This window comes from Negativicoccus succinicivorans (genome assembly GCF_014207605.1).
GTDB lineage: Bacteria > Bacillota > Negativicutes > Veillonellales > Negativicoccaceae > Negativicoccus > Negativicoccus succinicivorans.
The window spans coordinates 180216-198489 of sequence record NZ_JACHHI010000003.1; the positions used below are offsets into that span (position 1 = coordinate 180216).

At 51.1% G+C, this 18274-nt stretch carries 17 protein-coding genes; 8 read left to right on the forward strand and 9 right to left on the reverse strand.

The window, feature by feature from the left end; genetic code table 11:
• Positions 1 to 105: 105 nt before the first annotated feature.
• From HNR45_RS04255 to rpmH, 9 genes are all read right to left on the reverse strand, one after another.
• On the reverse strand, positions 106 to 1002 hold the full coding sequence (locus HNR45_RS04255; RefSeq protein ID WP_159822762.1) for a PPK2 family polyphosphate kinase: 897 nt from the start codon (positions 1000 to 1002) through the stop codon (positions 106 to 108).
• A gap of 42 nt (positions 1003 to 1044) precedes the next feature.
• On the reverse strand, positions 1045 to 1779 hold the full coding sequence (gene rsmG / locus HNR45_RS04260; RefSeq protein WP_159822764.1) for a 16S rRNA (guanine(527)-N(7))-methyltransferase RsmG: 735 nt from the start codon (positions 1777 to 1779) through the stop codon (positions 1045 to 1047).
• The gene (mnmG, locus tag HNR45_RS04265; RefSeq protein WP_159822766.1) at positions 1769 to 3655 is read right to left on the reverse strand and encodes a tRNA uridine-5-carboxymethylaminomethyl(34) synthesis enzyme MnmG; all 1887 of its coding nucleotides are present in this window, start codon (positions 3653 to 3655) and stop codon (positions 1769 to 1771) included. Before mnmG ends, rsmG begins: the two co-directional genes overlap by 11 nt.
• A gap of 10 nt (positions 3656 to 3665) precedes the next feature.
• Positions 3666 to 5048 (reverse strand): tRNA uridine-5-carboxymethylaminomethyl(34) synthesis GTPase MnmE, encoded by a 1383-nt coding sequence (mnmE, locus tag HNR45_RS04270; protein ID WP_159822768.1) that lies wholly within the window; start codon positions 5046 to 5048, stop codon positions 3666 to 3668.
• A gap of 50 nt (positions 5049 to 5098) precedes the next feature.
• The gene (jag, locus tag HNR45_RS04275; RefSeq protein WP_159822770.1) at positions 5099 to 6019 is read right to left on the reverse strand and encodes an RNA-binding cell elongation regulator Jag/EloR; all 921 of its coding nucleotides are present in this window, start codon (positions 6017 to 6019) and stop codon (positions 5099 to 5101) included.
• Positions 6016 to 6660 (reverse strand): YidC/Oxa1 family membrane protein insertase, encoded by a 645-nt coding sequence (locus tag HNR45_RS04280; protein ID WP_081944116.1) that lies wholly within the window; start codon positions 6658 to 6660, stop codon positions 6016 to 6018. Before HNR45_RS04280 ends, jag begins: the two co-directional genes overlap by 4 nt.
• 25 nt (positions 6661 to 6685) lie before the next feature.
• A complete protein-coding gene (yidD, locus tag HNR45_RS04285) occupies positions 6686 to 6943 on the reverse strand; it encodes a membrane protein insertion efficiency factor YidD (RefSeq protein WP_200841498.1) in 258 nt (85 codons plus the stop codon).
• The gene (rnpA, locus tag HNR45_RS04290) at positions 6937 to 7284 is read right to left on the reverse strand and encodes a ribonuclease P protein component (protein WP_024048374.1); all 348 of its coding nucleotides are present in this window, start codon (positions 7282 to 7284) and stop codon (positions 6937 to 6939) included. Before rnpA ends, yidD begins: the two co-directional genes overlap by 7 nt.
• Positions 7285 to 7348: 64 nt before the next feature.
• Positions 7349 to 7483, reverse strand: a complete 135-nt coding sequence (gene rpmH, locus HNR45_RS04295) for a 50S ribosomal protein L34 (RefSeq protein WP_034437160.1) — start codon at positions 7481 to 7483, stop codon at positions 7349 to 7351.
• Between the two features lie 232 nt (positions 7484 to 7715).
• On the opposite strand from rpmH, the gene brnQ reads away from it, so the two are divergent.
• The 8 genes from brnQ (at position 7716) to HNR45_RS04335 (ending at position 18151) form a co-directional block, all read left to right on the forward strand.
• Positions 7716 to 9056: a branched-chain amino acid transport system II carrier protein gene (gene brnQ / locus HNR45_RS04300; protein ID WP_159822772.1), complete on the forward strand. Its 1341-nt coding sequence runs from the start codon at positions 7716 to 7718 to the stop codon at positions 9054 to 9056.
• A gap of 199 nt (positions 9057 to 9255) precedes the next feature.
• Positions 9256 to 10737: a chromosomal replication initiator protein DnaA gene (dnaA, locus tag HNR45_RS04305; RefSeq protein WP_159822774.1), complete on the forward strand. Its 1482-nt coding sequence runs from the start codon at positions 9256 to 9258 to the stop codon at positions 10735 to 10737.
• Positions 10738 to 10968: 231 nt separating this feature from the next.
• Entirely contained in the window at positions 10969 to 12078 is a 1110-nt protein-coding gene (gene dnaN / locus HNR45_RS04310) for a DNA polymerase III subunit beta (protein ID WP_159822776.1), read from the forward strand.
• A gap of 1 nt (position 12079) precedes the next feature.
• A complete protein-coding gene (locus HNR45_RS04315) occupies positions 12080 to 12298 on the forward strand; it encodes an RNA-binding S4 domain-containing protein (RefSeq protein ID WP_159822778.1) in 219 nt (72 codons plus the stop codon).
• Positions 12295 to 13368, forward strand: coding sequence for a DNA replication/repair protein RecF (gene recF, locus HNR45_RS04320; protein ID WP_159822780.1), 1074 nt, complete (start codon positions 12295 to 12297; stop codon positions 13366 to 13368). Before HNR45_RS04315 ends, recF begins: the two co-directional genes overlap by 4 nt.
• Positions 13358 to 14197: a DciA family protein gene (locus HNR45_RS04325; protein ID WP_159822782.1), complete on the forward strand. Its 840-nt coding sequence runs from the start codon at positions 13358 to 13360 to the stop codon at positions 14195 to 14197. Before recF ends, HNR45_RS04325 begins: the two co-directional genes overlap by 11 nt.
• A gap of 161 nt (positions 14198 to 14358) precedes the next feature.
• Positions 14359 to 16275 carry a DNA topoisomerase (ATP-hydrolyzing) subunit B gene (gyrB, locus tag HNR45_RS04330; RefSeq protein ID WP_034437162.1) on the forward strand — a complete coding sequence of 639 codons (1917 nt, stop codon included), beginning with the start codon at positions 14359 to 14361 and terminating at the stop codon, positions 16273 to 16275.
• A gap of 358 nt (positions 16276 to 16633) precedes the next feature.
• A complete protein-coding gene (locus HNR45_RS04335; RefSeq protein ID WP_159822784.1) occupies positions 16634 to 18151 on the forward strand; it encodes an amino acid permease in 1518 nt (505 codons plus the stop codon).
• The last annotated feature ends 123 nt before the right edge of the window (positions 18152 to 18274 follow it).

An 18274-nucleotide genomic window follows, 5' to 3' on the forward strand; every position in this document is an offset into this window, starting at 1 on the left:
ATTCGTACTTTATAGTATATCACACTGATCGACAGTGCTTTGTCAAAAGTCGATTTGTTTTTTCTTCCGCCCGCATAAAAAAAGACCGTCCGCGGACGGTCTTTTTTATCCGAATAAATCTTCCAGGGTCATGTTTTTGTCTTTCGCCAAGACTTTTTGCCAGTGCTCCAAATGTTCCTTTTCCGCGCCGGATAGTGCCGGGAATTGCGGATCTAATTGTTTCAACAGCTGTAAAGTCGCCTGCGCCGCCAAGTAACGTGTGTACCATTTCTTATCCGCCGGCAAGATATACCAGGGCGCATACTTCGTTGACGTAGCCTGAATCATATCCGCATACACATGCTGATAATTGTTCCAATACTTGCGTTCATTGATATCGGCCATGGAAAATTTCCAATTTTTTTCCGGCCGTTTGATTCGATCAATCAGCCGCTCCGCCTGCTCTTCTTTCGAAACGTGTAAGAAAAATTTCAGCATAAAGTAGCCGTTTTCATGCAAGTAACGCTCCCAATCATTGATTTGGCGAAAGCGTTCCTGCCAAAACTCCTTGTCGATTTCGACATCGCTGCCCGGAAAGTTTTGATCTTTCAATAAATTATGAACGCGCGTAACGATGACGTCTTCATAATGGGAGCGATTGAAAATGCCGATTTCGCCGCGCCGCGGTAAAGCCCGATTGACGCGCCAGAGATAGTCGCGATCCAACTCTTCGCTCGACGGCTGTTTAAAGGTGGCGACCCGTACGCCTTGCGGATTAAGAACGGTGTAGACATGCTTGATGAGACCGTCTTTACCCGCCGCATCCATCGCTTGCAAAACGACGATAATGCCATGTTTATTTTCTGCATAAAGCCGTTCCTGGTAAACCTTCAGTTTTTCCAACACTTCCGGAAACAGTTCTTCTTTTACCGTCTGTTTATCCGCTTCTTTCGGGGGAGCCGTCGGAATATTTTTCAAATCCAACTTGTCTTTATGATGCACGAGATACCGTTTGACGTCCATGGGCCTTCCTCCTCACTCTAATCTCAATTATTGTCACTTATATTATAAAGGTTGCTTCGCTGCTTTGCCCGGCGCGCGCGGAAAACGTTTCGGCGTTGCCTGTACTTTTTGAATAATGCAGAGCACGCGCTCATCAAACCATTCGCCACGCTGCAGTTTGCGCACTTCGCACAACGTACCGCCAAGCTCCCGAATGGCACGTTGCGCAGCGCTCGCTTCCTCCGCGCCCTTCGGCCCTTTCCAGGCCAAAAAATAGCCGCCTCGGGCGACAAAAGGCAACGCCCATTCGCAGAGCACGCGCAAATCGGCGACGGCCCGCGACGTCACCACCGCAAACTGTTCGCGATATTCTTTCGCCTGCCCGGCAAATTCGGCGCGCTCATGGAGAATCTGCACATTCACAAGGTCGATTGTTTGCGCGGCGTCAGCGACAAAGCGCAGCTTCTTGCCGACGGAATCAAGCAGCGTCCACTCGACATCCGGCGTAAGAATCGCCAGCGGGATGCCCGGAAAGCCGCCGCCCGTACCGAGGTCAAGCGCGCGTGAGCGCGCCGGAAAATACGCGGGATCATAGCCCAGCCACGAATCAATATAATGCTTCGCCAAAAATTCCTGCGGTTCGGTGATAGAAGTCAAGTTCATCACACGATTTTGCTCGATTACCGCCGTATAATACGCCGCATATGCCTGACTTTGTTCCGGCGTCAAGGCGATTCCCAGCGACTTTGCCGCCGCTGCTATTTGTTCCGAGCTGAGCGTTGCCGTTTCAAGCATCATAGTTGACTCCCTGGCGCCGTTGTTGCTCCAAATAAATCATCAACACGGTAATATCCGCCGGCGAAACGCCGGAAACACGCGAAGCCTGACCTAATGTGGCCGGCTTGATCTGCTGCAACTTTTGCCGCGCTTCGATCGAAATGCCGCGCAACGTATCGTACGGCAAATCGTCCGCGAGTTGCGTTGTTTCCATTTTCTGTTGGCGGCGAATGCGTTCCTGCTGTTTTGTAATATAACCTTCGTACTTGGTCGAAACAGACAGCTCTTCCCGTACATCAATGCCCGGATCGTCCCACCCGAGTAAATGCGCGATATCCCTGTACGAAATCTCCGGTCGCCGCAATAATTGCGCGGCGGTCGTGCCGGTTTTCAGCGCGGCGCTTCCCAAACTCGTGAGATAGGCATTCGTTTCCGCTGTCGGTGTAAGCATCGTTTCGCTCAACTTTCGATGCCCTTCTTCCACTGCGGCGCGTTTCGCTTCATACCGCGCCCAACGCTCGTCACTTACTAAACCGAGTGTACGCCCGAGCGGCGTTAAACGCAAATCCGCATTGTCTTGTCGCAATAACAGACGATATTCACTGCGGCTCGTCATCATGCGATACGGTTCATTCGTACCCTTCGTCACCAAGTCGTCAATCAGCGTGCCGATGTAGGCTTGCGCGCGCGTCAGCGTAAACGGTTCTTTACCGAGTACATAATGCGCCGCGTTAATGCCGGCGATGAAACCCTGCGCCGCGGCTTCTTCATAACCCGATGTTCCGTTGGCCTGGCCGGCGGAAAAAAGTCCGTCGCATTTTTTATAACGCAAGCCCGCCGTCAGCTGCAACGGGTCCAGGCATTCATATTCAATCGCGTACGCCGGACGCATGATTTCGACATGCTCCAAGCCGGGAATCGTACGCAAAAAAGCATACTGCACGTCCATCGGCAGCGATGTCGACATGCCCTGGACATACATTTCGTTCGTTTCCAAACCTTCCGGCTCGATGAAAAGTTGATGCCGTTCTTTATCCGCAAAGCGCACCACTTTATCTTCAATCGAAGGACAATAGCGCGCGCCGACGCCGTGCACCAGCCCCGCATATAAAGGAGCTCGCTCTAAGTTGGCGCGAATAATCGCATGCGTTTCCGCATTGGTATAAGTCAACCAGCAACAAGTCGCGTTGCGGTCTTTGCGTTCGGATAAAAAGGAAAATGTGTGAAAATCCCTGTCGCCGTCCTGACGTTCCATGCGTTCAAGTGACAGCGTACGCAGATCGACTCGGCTCGGCGTGCCCGTTTTGAAACGACGCAGTTCGACGCCATGCTCTCGCAATGAATCGGCAAGTTGCAAACTCGCGCGGTAGCCGTTCGGACCGCCGCTGTACTTATGCGTTCCGATCAGGATTTCACCTTGTAAATACGTCCCTGTCGCCAAGACAACCGCTTTTGCGCGATACGCTTCATCCAGCTCCGTTTTAATGCCGGTTACGCGACCGTCCTCCACCAGAAGATCTGTTACCATTAATTGCTTGACGTCCAGACGCGGTTCGTTTTCAACGATTTGTTTCATGCGGCGATGGTACGCGTTTTTATCATTTTGCGCGCGCAATGCATGGACGGCCGGACCTTTGCCCCGGTTGAGCATGCGCATCTGAATCGCCGTTTCATCGGCGACTATCCCCATCTGTCCGCCCAACGCGTCCAGCTCCCGTACGAGCTGGCTCTTACCCGGACCGCCGATCGCCGGATTGCACGGCATCATCGCGATATTTTCCAAACTGATCGTGCACAATAATGTGCGCGCGCCCAAACGCGCCGCGGCAAGGCCCGCTTCACAGCCCGCATGGCCGGCGCCGATTACGATCACGTCGTAACTTGCTACTTCGTACATGTTCTTCCCCTTACTTGCCGACGCAAAAACGTCGGAAAATTTCATCGGTAATACTTGCCTCCGGGTTCCGCCCGACGATCGCGCCCAACGCGTCCCAGGCCGCCCGTAAATCTTCCGTAATCAAATCTTCCATCAAACCTTCATGCAGACCCTGCTGCGCGGAACGCAAGGAAGCGAGCGCCCGACGCGCTAAATCCTCCTGGCGCACGTTCGTCAAAAGGACACTGTCCGCGCCGGCTTGCAGCCGGTGTTGCTCGACATAGGTCGCCAACGCGTTGCCGAGCTCGTCCATACCGGTGCCCGTACGCGCCGCGATCGCTACCTGCGGGATAGCGCCGGTGAGCGCCTTCACCTCGGCAAGATCCGCCCGCAAAGGCAAATCCGTTTTATTTAAAAGTAAAATCGCCGCTTTGTTTTGCAAGGTCGCAAGCCATGCGCGCGTTTCCGCCGTCAGCGGCTGCGATGCATCCAGCACGGCGAGAATCAAATCCGCCTGCGCGAGTTCGCGGTGCGTACGCGCAATTCCCATTTGTTCAATTTGGTCGCTCGCTTCACGAATGCCCGCCGTGTCCACAAGCACCAGCGGAATGCCGTGAATCAGTGCCGATTCCGTAATCGTGTCGCGTGTCGTGCCGGGAATATCCGTCACAATCGCGCGCTCTTCCGCCAGCAATTGATTCAAAAGGCTTGATTTGCCCGCATTGGGTAAACCCGCGATAACGGTTTTTAAGCCCTCTTTCCAAACTTTTCCCGCCGCCGCGCGGGCGATCATCGCTTCCAATTCGATGATGATCGCGGTCAGCTTCGTATCAATTTCTGCCGGCGTCAGTTCCGCCAAATCCTCTTCAGGATAATCAATGACCGCTTCCAACGAAGCCACGAGTTCGGTCACCGCCGCGCCGGTCGCTTCCACCCAGCGGGAAAGCTTCCCCGTCAGTTGGCCGACCGCCACGCCTAAGCCGACTTCGCTCTTCGCGGTAATAATATCATCCACCGCTTCCGCCTGCGTCAAATCAATACGCCCGTTCAAAAAGGCGCGTTCGGTAAATTCACCGCGTTCCGCCAAGCGCGCGCCCGCTTGGAGACAAAGCTGCAAGCTGCGCTGCAACACCAACATCCCGCCGTGCAGTTGCAACTCCACGACATCTTCACCCGTATACGAACGCGGCGCGCGCATGACGAGCAAAATGCCTTCGTCCATCGTTTGTCCGTCCGCTACGATATGACCGTAATGCGCCCGAAAACCGCGCGCCTGACTCCAGTCGAGCGGCGTGTACGGCCGAAAAACGCGCGCGGCGAGCGCCAGCGCCTCCGGCCCGCTGATCCGGATAATACCGATTCCGCCCGTGCCGAACGGCGTTGCGATCGCGGCAATGGTATCTTCGTTATACATAATTCTCCTTAGAAAAAGAAAGACCGGGATCGCCCCGGTCTGTAATGCGTTTACTGCTTGTAGTGAATCACCAAGTGGCGATTATCCAGTTCGCCCTCACTCTTCGTGTAGACGTCCGGATCGTCCTGCAATGTCAGATGAATGATTTTGCGTTCATACGCATTCATCGGCTCCAACACCAAGGGGCGTTGGCTGCGTTTGACGCGGTTCGCCATGCGAATGGCCAGCGATTCCAGAGTCGCCTGCCGACGTTCGCGGTAATCTTCCACGTCGAGCATGACGAAATACCGACCGCGACCGCTCTGATTGGCCGCTAAATTGGTCAGATACTGCAACGAGTCCAACGTTTTGCCGTGTTTACCGATCAAAACGCCTAACCCGCGGCCGTGTAATTGTAATAAAATCCGTTCCGTCGTAAGACGTTTTTCGATCATCACATCGAGGCCCATCGCATCGGTGACGGATTGTAAAAAGGCTTTAGCGCGCTGCGCCGTTTCCGCCTGTTCATCCGCCGAAAATGCGCTTTGAGGGCGATGATTTGTCACCGCCTCGGCGGCCGCATCGTCGTTCTCCGCTGCATCCGCTCCGGCTTTCTCTTCCGCTGCTTGCGGCTCCTCTGCGACGGTCGCCGACGTTTCGATGACCGGCTCTTCGTTTTGCACTTCGATACCCGTGGCGGCTTCGAGACCTGCGGACATTTGAGCCTGACGCTCCGACGCTTCCGTCAATTCTTCGCGCGGTACGATATAATCCGCTTTCGCGATCTCTTCATCGACTTCCGATTCCGTCAGCTCACCATACAATTTGGTAACCAGGATGCGCGCCTCTTTAGCGCCGATACCGAAGATACCCTTTGACCCCTCCGACAGTACATCTACATTCACTTCACCGCGCGCGACTTGCAGCTCTGCTAACGCTTTCGCGGTAGCTTCTTCCACGGTTTTGCCCGTAAACTCGATTGGATGGCTCATTTGGCACCTGCTCCCTTCGGCTTTTCACGAAACATGATAAACTGTTGCGCCATCTGGAATAAGTTGGAAACGACCCAATAAATAACCAGACCGCTCGGAAAACTCAAACTGATGTAGCCGATGAAAAGCGGCATAAAGACCAGCATGATTTTTTGTTGCTGCGCCGCCATAGAACCCGCCGGATTGTTGCTGCTCATCGTTTGCTTTTGCATGATGAACGTCGACAGCGCGGACAAAACCGGTAAAATATAGAACGGATCGGTCGCGCCCAGGCTCGGCAGCCATAAAAAGCTGATATGTTCGGGATCGTATTGGTAACTGCGCAACGCGTAGAAAATCGAAATCAAAAACGGCATCTGAATCAGCATCGGCAGGCACCCCGACAACGGATTGACGCCCAGCTCCTGATACATCTTCGTCATTTCCATTTGAATCCGTTGCGGATCCCCTTTATATTTCTTTTGAATCTCCTGAATGCGCGGCTGCATTTCCTGCATGCTCTTCATCGAGCGGATCTGCTTAATCGCCAGCGGCAAAAGCAGCACGCGAATCAGAATCGTCATTACAATAATTGCGATCCCGTAACTCGGGAATCCCGCCATCTGCGTCAATTCGTAGCAAAACGATAAAAAATGTTGCATAATCGACGCTAAGAAATCAATGGCGTCACTGAATATACTCACTCGGTTCCTCCTTTAAGGATGCGCGGGCAGGCGGCACGGGATCATAGCCTCCCGGATGCAAGGGATGACACTTCAGCAGGCGTCGCAACGCCAGCCAACTTCCCCGCCGGGGTCCGAAGCGCAGTATCGCTTCGCGGGCATAACTGCTGCACGTCGGATAAAACCGACATGTCGGCGGTTTCAACGGTGAAAGAAAGCGACGGTAAAAGTCGATCATACCGATTAAGATACGCGTCAACATTGCAAAAGTTTCGCCCTTCTGAGCACATATAATAAATCCCGCTCCGCTTCCGCGTATGACGCTTGCGCCAACCGCTTGCGTCCCACCAAAACCAAGTGATAACCCGGCTTCAGCTGCGGCCGATGCAGGCGATACGCTTCACGAAGCAAACGGCGCGCACGGTTTCGGGCGACCGCATTGCCTACCTTTTTGCCGGTGACAAAGCCGACCCGTGTGGGTTCGCCCTGTCGCGGCAGCACATACAGTACCAGACGATTGGCAATCACGGCACGACCGTGCTGATAGACACGCCGGTACTCATAGCCCTGCGTAATTCGATCTGCTTTTTTCAATTCGTGCATGACAACCGTCCCTTATGTATACAAAGAACTTGGCCGAGGCCAAGTTCTTTGTATCGCCTCTCGCTTAGGCGGATAATTTTTTTCTGCCTTTCAATCTTCTTCTTTTCAAGACCATGCGGCCGCCTTTAGTTTTCATACGTTCCCGAAAACCGTGGGTACGTTTGCGCCAAAGCACATTCGGTTGATACGTCCGTTTCATGTCTGCACCTCCTTCTAGCATTAGGTGAATCAGTTCATACCATAACAAAGTAATTATATTGAAAAAGTTTGTCGCTGTCAATCAAAAGGCTTGTCATTGTCAAAAAATGCTTTGTTTTTCAATGTATATAAAAAGGTTTTTCAGTAAAATTTTTATTTTTCTTTATTTTCTGCTTGAAGTGTTGTCAGCCTGTGTTATAATTAGTGAAATATCTTTTAAGGGGTGATGAAAAATGCGAGGACGGACTATTTCTCGTTCTGCCTATGTATCCATAGGCCTCATGTTATTTGCATTATTTTTCGGAGCGGGAAACTTGATTTTCCCGGCCTCTCTGGGACAAAATGCCGGTTTGAATTTTCCGGAAGCGATTTTGGGCTTTTTGTTTACCGGCGTCGGTCTGCCCCTGTTGGGCGTCATGGCTATCGGCTACTCCGGCAGTCGTGACCTGCAGGAGCTCGCATCGCGTGTCCATCCGATTTTCGGTCTTTTATTTACGATTTTATTGTACCTGACGATCGGACCGTTTTTCGCCATCCCGCGTACGGGAACGGTGTCGTATGAAATCGGCATTAAACCGTTTTTGGGCGCCGCCACGGGCAATTTGGAATTGTCGATTTTTCTCGCCGTGTTCTTCGGTCTTTCGTGGTGGTTCTCCATTTCACCGGCCAAACTCGTTTCGCGTATCGGTAAAGTATTGACGCCGCTCTTACTTTTATTCCTCGGCATACTGATCGTGAAATCTCTGATTTCGCCGATCGGGCCGATGCAGGCTCCGACGAAGCTGTACGCGACCTCCGGTCTGGCGTTTGCGCAGGGCTTCTTGGACGGTTACAACACGATGGATGCGTTGGCATCCTTAGTCTTCGGCATCATCATCGTTAAATCCGTCAAACAGTACGGCGCGGAATTTGAACGCGATATCGCGGCGGCTACGTTTAAAGCCGGCTTGATTGCCGCAATCTGCCTGGGCGTTGTCTACGTCTTTATCGGCAACATCGGGGCGACCAGCGTCACCGGCATCGGCATGCAGGAAACAGGCGCGCCGGTCCTCTCGCTTTCGACGCAATTTTACTTTGGCGATCCGGGCGCATTCATTTTGGCTATCATCGTCGTCTTGGCGTGTCTGACGACAAGCATCGGTTTGATTACGTCCTGCTCGACGTATTTCAACGAATTGGTACCGGCGCTTTCGTATCGTGTGTGGGTATGTATTTTCTCCGTATTCTCCGCGGTCATCGGTATGTTCGGTTTGTCGACGATCATTTCCGCCGCGATTCCGGTGCTGATGTTCCTGTATCCGCTGACAATGGTCATGATGGCGCTGACGTTTTTGGCACCGCTTTTTGACAATCGTCAGGCGGGCTACCTCATTACGCAACTCTTTACATTGGTTCCCGCGCTCTATGACGGGTTGCGTACCGCAGGTTTTGAAATGCCGGCCCTTACGAACTGGATGGCAACGAATTTACCGTTATTTGATTACGGTTTGGGCTGGGTATCATTTGCGGTCATCGGTTTCATTCTGGCGCTCTGCTATGTGAAATTCGTGAAAAAAACACCGACAACTGTCTAGTCGATAAAAAACCGGTCGGAAACTTTCCGGCCGGTTTTTGTGTGCGCTATTTTAAAATCGGTGGATATCTGCTAAAATAAAGACACATTTACACGGAGTTGTCCACCAACTTATCCTCATTGTCCACAGTGTTGAACCCTTGTTTTATAATACTTTTCCTTTTATTTCCACCATTTTCACCAATTTCACGGAGAATGTTATGACCGATATTTTTGATTTTTGGGAAACCGTACTTGCCCGGCTCGGCGAACGGATTTCCCCGGAGATGCTGAACTGGCTCATGTCGCATGTCTTGCCTCTGACATTAACGGAAGACACATTGACGGCACAGGTGAGTAAACCGTTTTTAAAAATTTGGCTGGAACAAAATCTCTTGAGCGATTTGCAGGCGACTGTCAACGAAGTGGCGGCGCGGCCGCTCACATTGCAAATCACCTTGCCCCAAGCGACGGACGTACCGACATCGCCGTTGCCGTCGACAAATTCCACGGAAACTTCTACATTGCCCGAACCTCCGGTGCCGATTTTCACCCGACCGACACCGTCCGTCGAGCAGACCACTTTACCGATCGCTGCTTCGACCGCTGCCACACAAGACACACAAGTAGCCGCCGTGTCGGAAAATGAACGTAACTTCGGCAAGCGTTCGATTCCCATCGATCCCTCTTGCACCTTTGACAATTTCATCGTTTCCAATTCCAATACCTTGGCGCGCAGCGCGGCATTCGCCGTCGCGCAACAGCCGGCGCAGTACCAAAACCCGTTGTTCATCTACGGTCCCTCGGGCCTCGGCAAGACGCACTTAATGCACGCCATTTGCAACTATGTCCGCGCCCACACGCCGGAAAAGAAATTTTTATTTCTCACAAGCGAAGATTTTACCAATGATTTTATTTCCGCGCTGACGCAAAAAGGCGTGGAACATAACCGCGCCTTCCGGGAAAAATACCGTTCCGTTGATTATCTGCTCATTGATGACGTGCAATTTTTCGGCAAAAAAGACGGCACGCAGTTGGAATTTTTTCATACGTTCAACGAACTGCTGAACAGCAAGAAACAAATCGTCATGACCTGCGACCGGCTGCCGGAAAATATGGAAAAAGTCGAGCAGCGACTGATCTCGCGTTTCCGCATGGGTCTGGTCGTCGAAATTCAACCGCCGGACTTTGAAATCCGCAGCGCCTATTTACAGAAAAAAGCGGCCGCGGCGGACATTTCGATTCCGACCGAAGTCGTATCCTTTCTCGCGGAAAATTTTACCGAAGACTTTCGGGAACTGGGGGGCGTGTTTAATCGCATCGCCACATTACAGTCACTGTCGCCGGAGCCGATTACCGTCGAGTGGGCCCAGCAGCAGCTGGCCGATATCCTGCCCGCGGAACGACGCATTATTTTAAATCCGGATGTCATCATCAACGAAGTCGCGAGCTTTTATAAAATTCGCCGCGATAAACTGGTCGGCAAAACACGTCCGAAAAATATCGTTTTCCCGCGGCAAATTGCCATGTTTCTCTGCCGTGAAATGTTGGATTTATCCTTCAAAGAAATCGCGGCGGCGTTCAACAAAAATGATCACACAACCGTCATGCACGCCTATGACAAAATTTATAAAGAACTGCAGACCAATATCAAACTGCAGGAAGATATGCAACAGATCCGGCAATTTCTGACCGGCGGATAACCAGCGGATGAAGGGCGAAGAGGATGTGGATAACCATTGATGTTATCCACTTAACGGACATACATAAGGGATAAGGAGCGAAATTTTTGCTTTTATCCACCACTTTATTCACATGGATGCGAATAAGATTTATAAGATCTGTCCATCTTATCCACTTTTCCACCGCGTCTACTACTACTGCTATTATTTAACTGTAAACAATCAAAACATCGCCATCGTAAGGAGGCCATCATGCAATTATCGTTACCCACACAAGCTTTACAAACGGCATTGGATCAAGTAAGCCGTGCCGCTGCACCGAAAGTCGGTAACAATGCGTACGCGGGAATTTTATTGAGCGCTGCCGACAATATCTTGGAAATACAGGCGACGGATTACCAGGTCAGTGTGCGGGTCCGCACGCCAGCGACAGTCACTGAGCCCGGTGAAACGGTCGTATTGGCCGCGTATTTGCCGGAATTGATTAAAAAACTGCCGGCGGGTACGGTGGAAATCCAAAGTCAAACCGGCGCATCCACATTATTGATTCGCGCGGGACGCAGTGAAAATGAAATGGTAACCGGCGTCGCCGGCGAATTTCCTCATTTGGATGAATTGGATCATCCGCAACAATTCACGTTGCCGAGCGACCAGCTGCGCGATATGTACAGTCTGACGCAATTTGCTGTGGCGGGCGACAATCAACGTCCGATTTTCAGCGGTATTTTGCTGGAGGCGGGGGAGCGGGCGGCGCGCATGGTCGCTACCGATACGCATCGTTTGGCATTGCGGGAAGTAGCGCTGGCGGATGCGTTGGCGCAGCCGGTCCGGCTGGTGATCCCGGAACGCGTGCTCGCCGATGTGGTGCGTTTGTTACCGACAAATGAACCGGTCGATGTGGCGATTTCCTGGCACCGTGATTATGTCGCGTTCGAATTTGCGGGCGTATACTTTATGTCTAATTTGATTGCGGGTGAATTCCCGGATTATGAACGCGTATTCCCGGCACGTTTTGATGCGAAGGCGGTTATCGATCGGCGCGAATTTACCGCGGCATTGGAACGCGCGGCGTTAATTTCGCGCAACATGGCGTATAAAACCGTCACTTTAAAATGGGGCGACGACAGTGTGGAAATCAGCGCGACGAGCGCCGAAGTGGGAAGCACGGAAGAAACATTATCGGTGAACTATGAGGGAGAAGCATTGGAAATCGTGTTCAACTGTTTCTACCTGCTCGACATTTTAAAACGTTCGACCGGCGATAAAATTACCCTACATATCCTGCAAAACGGACCGATGCTTGTGGAACAGGAAAACGATCCGGATTACCGGTATGTGGTCACGCCGATGCGAGGGCATTAAGATGCGGGAAATTACGATTCATACGCCTTTCATTGCGTTAAATGAACTGTTGAAGCTGGCCGGAGTGGTCGGTTCGGGGGCGGAGGCGAAACTATTGATCCGCAGCGGTGAAGTTTGGGTCAATGGCGAATCTTGCACCGTAGTTCGCAAAAAAATTACCGTCAATGATCGCGTCGATGTGCCCGATCAAGGCAGCTTTACGGTTGTGTCCGAAGCATGAAAATCGCCACCGTTGCGGTGACGGATTTTCGCAGCTATGCGGAATATTCGCTGACGCTTGCCGCTCCGACGACATTGCTTTACGGCCCGAACGGTTGCGGCAAAACGAATCTTTTGGAAGCGATGTACTTGGCTTCCGTGGGAAAATCGCCGCGCACGAGTCATGATCGGCTGATGATTCGCCACAGCGCGGAGAGCGCCGCCGTTCGGGTCGATTTTACGCGCCATGAAGTAGCGCAAAAAATCCAAATCAATCTATATAAAAATAAACGCAAAGAAATGTGGATCAACGCGACGCCGGTTCGCCAAAAAGAATTGGTCGGAACATTGCACACCGTTTATTTCGGACCGGATGATTTACAACTGATTAAAGGCAGTCCGCAGGGACGCCGTCGTTTTTTGGATTTGAGTTTGGCGCGGGCGAGCTCGCTCTATTATGATGCCTTACTGCGCTATAATCGGATTTTAGCGCAACGCAATCAACTGCTGAAAGCGCAGCGGGCGGCGGATTTGACACCGTGGGATGAGCAGCTGGCAACGCAGGCCGTCTATATTACCCGCGCGAGAATGCAGGCGCTGGAGGAGTGGAACAGGCTGGTCGAACCGACTTCGCAAACCTGGTCGGCCGGGGATCTGAACGTGCATTTGGAATACTCGCGTTCGTATACAAAAGGCGAGGAAATTTCCAAAGCGGCATATTTGCATTTATATAAAGAAACGCTGGAACGTGATTTGCGAAGCGGTTTTACCTCCATCGGACCGCATCGCGCCGATGTGGTGTTTTACCATGACGATAAAAATCTCGCCGCGTACGGATCGCAAGGCGAGCAGCGGCTCGCCATTTTGGCGTTAAAATTATCCGAGACCACGTATTTAAAAGAACATGTTGGCGAATTACCCGTATTGTTGCTGGATGATGTTCTCAGCGAACTCGATGAGGAACGGCAACAGGAATTGTTACGCTGGACCGCCGACCGTCAGTTGCAATTGATTATGACCGCCGCGTATCGGCCGAATCGTTTACCGGAACCGGTCGATATACGGTGTTTGGAGAAATCCCATGGCGCATAATTTAAGTCCTTTACAACAGGCGCTCGCCGCCTGGACGGAGCAATGGAAAGAGCAACCGCAAATGCGGTTGTACCGATTGCAGGAAAGCTGGTCCGAAGTCGTCGGCAAAATACTGGCCAAAAAATCATTTATCGGGCAGTATGAGGGCGCGACGGTCACGGTGCTCGCGGATAATTCCGTCTGGCTGAATGAGCTTTTTATCCAGCGGGAAAAAATTGTCAAAAAATTGGCCGCCCGTTTTCCCGAATACACCATCACGGATCTGAAATTTCGCACCGGCCGCCGCGCGCAACAGACGCCAAAGAAAGCGGCGGAAAAACGGGAGCAGGAGCATATTCCCGCATTGACCGCGGCGCAGAAAGAAGAAGTAGCTGCGTTTTTTGCGGCGGTATCGGATCCGACCTTGCAACAATCGCTGATTCATTTGCGCGAACGGCAGCTGGCGTTGGAATTGGCGCGACGGGAAGCGGGTTTTGTACCGTGCACGATCTGCCAACAGTTGACGGATGCCGTCGACGGTATTTGTGAAATGTGTAAGTTGCGCGCGCAAGCGCAAGAACGTCATGCCGTCACCCGCTATCTGAAAAAACATCCGGCCGCGTCGTATCGGGATGTCATCGCGGCGGTGGGGACGAGTGAGAGCATGTATGCGCAGGCGCGGCAATACTTAATCTATCGCACGCTCGATCATATCTATCATCGTGTGGAAACGGCGGCGGAGCAGGTCATGCTCGCGAGTTTACTCACCGGTATCGAACCACGGGAACTGACGGAAGATCATGTCCATAATCTCTTGGCGAAGTTTGCGCGTAAAGCGGAAGATAAATGACGTAAAATAAAAAATAAGCGGATTTTATTCGTATTGACACTTACCCCATATAAAAATCAAAATAAGCCCATAATGGGCTTATTTTGATAAAATAAGTGTATTTTTCAAATTATTTATAGTATACTGTATATATTAGAATAAATTTTTGAAAAGAGGAAACTATGGCAGCAAATACTCGTAAAGCCGGCTACGGCGCGCAGGATATTCAAGTCCTGGAAGGGTTGGAGGCCGTTCGCAAACGTCCGGGGATGTACATCGGTGATACTTCGTCGCGCGGTCTGCACCATTTGGTGTATGAAGTGGTAGATAACTCCATCGACGAAGCGTTGGCCGGTTTCTGTACTCATATTGAAGTCACGATTCATCCGGATAACAGCGTGACCGTGGTCGATGACGGCCGCGGCATTCCTGTCGACATGCATAAAACCGGTCGTCCCGCGATCGAAGTCGTGTTGACGGTGCTCCACGCCGGCGGTAAATTCGGCGGCGGCGGCTACACGATCTCCGGCGGTTTGCACGGCGTCGGCGTATCTGTCGTCAACGCCTTGTCCGAAAAAATGGACGTACAAGTGCAGCGTGACGGTAAAATACATGAAATCGTTTTCGCCCGCGGTCATATCAGCGAACCGTTGCGTTCTTACGGAAATGTCGAAACCACCGGTACCAAAGTTACTTTTTTGCCGGACAAAGAAATTTTCAAAGAAGGCGTGGAATTTTCATTCGACACGCTCGCGTCGCGTTTCCGCGAACTCGCGTTCTTAAATAAAGGATTGCGCATTACGTTAACGGACGAACGCGACGATGAAAAGTATTCCGAAAGCTACCATTACGAAGGCGGTCTGAAATCCTTCGTCAAATATTTAAATACGAATAAATCGACGATTCATCCGAATGTGATTGACTTTGAAGGGGATCGCGACGGCATTTTTATCGAAATCGCCATGCAGTACAATGACGGTTTCAGTGAAAATGTCTACTCGTTCGCCAATAATATTAATACTATTGAAGGCGGTACGCATTTATCCGGCTTTCGCGCCGCGTTGACGCGCACCATTAACGATTATGCGCGGCGTTCGGGTCTGATTAAAGAAAATGAAGAAAATCTTTCCGGTGACGATGTGCGCGAAGGGTTAACCGCCGTTATCAGCGTGAAAGTCCCCAATCCGCAGTTCGAAGGGCAGACGAAAACGAAGCTCGGCAACAGCGAAGTTAAAGGGATTGCCGATACGTTGATTTCGGAAGGCCTGCGCGTTTACCTGGAAGAACATCCCGCCGACGGCAAAAAAATTATTGAAAAGGCGCTGCTGGCCAGCCGCGCTCGCGAGGCGGCCCGCAAAGCACGCGAATTGACGCGCCGTAAAAACGCGCTCGAAGTTTCAAGCTTGCCAGGTAAACTTGCCGACTGCTCCGAACGCAATCCGGAAATGACGGAAATTTACCTCGTCGAAGGTGACAGCGCGGGCGGCTCTGCGAAATCCGGCCGTGATCGTCGTTTCCAAGCGATTTTGCCCTTGCGCGGTAAAATTTTGAACGTCGAAAAAGCGCGCCTGGATCGCATTTTGAATAATGAAGAAATCCGCTCGATGATCACCGCGTTCGGTACCGGTATCGGACCGGAATTTGATCTCAGTAAATTGCGTTACTATAAAATTATCATCATGACGGATGCCGATGTCGACGGCGCGCATATTCGTACCTTGCTGTTGACATTCTTCTACCGCTACCTTACCCCGTTACTGGAAGAGGGGCACATTTATATCGCGCAGCCGCCGCTGTATCAATTGCGCAAAGGACGCAGCAAATGGTACATGTACAGTGACGAAGAATTGGCGCAAAAACTGGATGAGGTCGGCCGGGAAAATATCACCGTGCAGCGTTACAAAGGTCTCGGTGAAATGGACTCCGAACAACTTTGGGATACGACGATGAATCCGCAGTATCGCACGCTGTTGCAGGTCGGTATGGATGATGCCATGGCGGCGGATCGGATTTTCACCGTACTGATGGGCGACAAAGTGGAACCGCGCCGTCGTTTCATTCAGGAAAACGCTAAAAATGTTACCAACCTCGATCTGTAAAAAACGGCTTCGGCCGTTTTTTTATGCGATTTTTCAGGTAAACTTGCGCGCGTGATTCAGATGGATTCATTGATATATGACAAAATATCCTCGCCGCAAGAGAAATAAAAGCGATTAAAAATGGATTAGTACCATATATAGACATAAAAAGCACGATAATAAGAAACGACTACCATATACGTATATTACGTCATTAAACTCCTGTCAAAATCGATGGAAACAAGAGAAAAAACACTGAACTGCAGAGAAAAATAATAACCAAAAGGAATCTTTACGGAAAAAAAGTATTTTGGCTTGCATTTTCAGACTCTAATGCTATAATTGACCTAATAAAAAAATGAAAAGAAGGTGATGACAGATGGCGGAACCTCATTTGACAGACGGCTATCTTCCGGGAGAAGAGAATGCACCGAAATTGAAACGCAGTCTGAAAGCACGTCATATGAACATGATCGCCATTGGCGGCGCCATCGGTACCGGTCTCTTCGTGGCCGGCGGGGAATCAGTTTCCCAAGCGGGTCCGGGCGGTGCGCTGCTCGCATATTCACTCATCGGTATCATGGTGTATTTCTTGATGACGAGCTTGGGGGAAATGGCGACTTACATGCCGGTTTCCGGTTCATTCGGAACATACGCCGCACGGTTTGTGGATGAAGCATTCGGATTTGCGCTCGGTTGGAACTACTGGTTCAACTGGGCCATTACATTGGCGGCGGAACTGGTCGCCAGTGCCCTGATTATGAAATATTGGTTTCCCGATACACCGTCCATTGTCTGGAGCGCGTTATTTTTTGTCCTGATCTTCGGCTTAAACTATATGTCGACGCGCTTATTCGGTGAAAGTGAATTTATTTTTGCCGGCGTGAAAGTCATGACCGTTATCGTCTTTCTCTTTGTCGGTGCATTGTTGATTTTCGGCATCGGCGCCGAATCGCCCGGATTTACGAACTGGACGGTCGGAGAGGCGCCGTTTGTCGGCGGCTGGGCGGCCGTTCTCGGGATTTTCATGATCGCCGGTTTTTCGTTCCAGGGCACGGAAATGATCGGTGTCGCGGCGGGCGAATCGGAAAATCCGAAAGAAAACGTACCGAAAGCGGTCAACAATATTTTTTGGCGTATTTTGCTGTTTTATCTCGGTTCGTTTACGGTCATCGGTTTTCTGATTCCGTACACGGATCCCAACCTTTTAAACAGTTCGGTAGAAAATATTTCCATCAGTCCGTTTACGCTCGTCTTTGAACGTTTCGGTTTACCGGCTGCGGCAGGTATTTTAAATGCGGTTATTTTGACAGCGGTACTTTCGGCAGGCAACTCGGGCGTGTATGTATCGACCCGTATGTTGTACGCTTTGGCCGCGGAAGGTAAAGCGCCGAAAATGTTCCTGAAAGTCAATCAGCGCGGTATTCCGACCAATGCATTGTTTGCGACGGCCGCGTTCGGTATTGTGGCATTCCTGACGAGCTTCATCGGTGACGGTGTAACGTACAATTGGCTGATCAATATTAGCGGTATGGCGGGCTTCATCACCTGGGTCGGTATCGCGATTTGCCACTATCGTTTCCGCCGCGCGTATATTCGCCAGGGTTACGATTTGAATGATTTACCGTATAAAGCATCGCTGTATCCGTTCGGCCCGATCTTCGCGCTGGTCTTGTGCCTGGTTGTTATGGCGGGGCAAAACTATAGCGCTTTTACCGGTCCGAAAATTGACTGGTACGGCGCCAGTGTCGCGTACGTCGGCATTCCGGTATTCCTCGCCGTGCATTTTTGGTACAAAATGAAATACAAAACGAAATTAATCCCGCTGGAAGAGGTTAATTTGGATCCGCATGACGACGAATTGCTCGCGCAAAGCGGCGAAGAAGTTGACGATTGAATGAAAATAGAAGCGATCCCGAGAGGGGTCGTTTTTATTTTATAAAAAATTAAACAATAAAAGCGAAAGAGATAATAATTAGCCATTTACAGGGCTGGTTGATATAATATATCTAAACAAAAA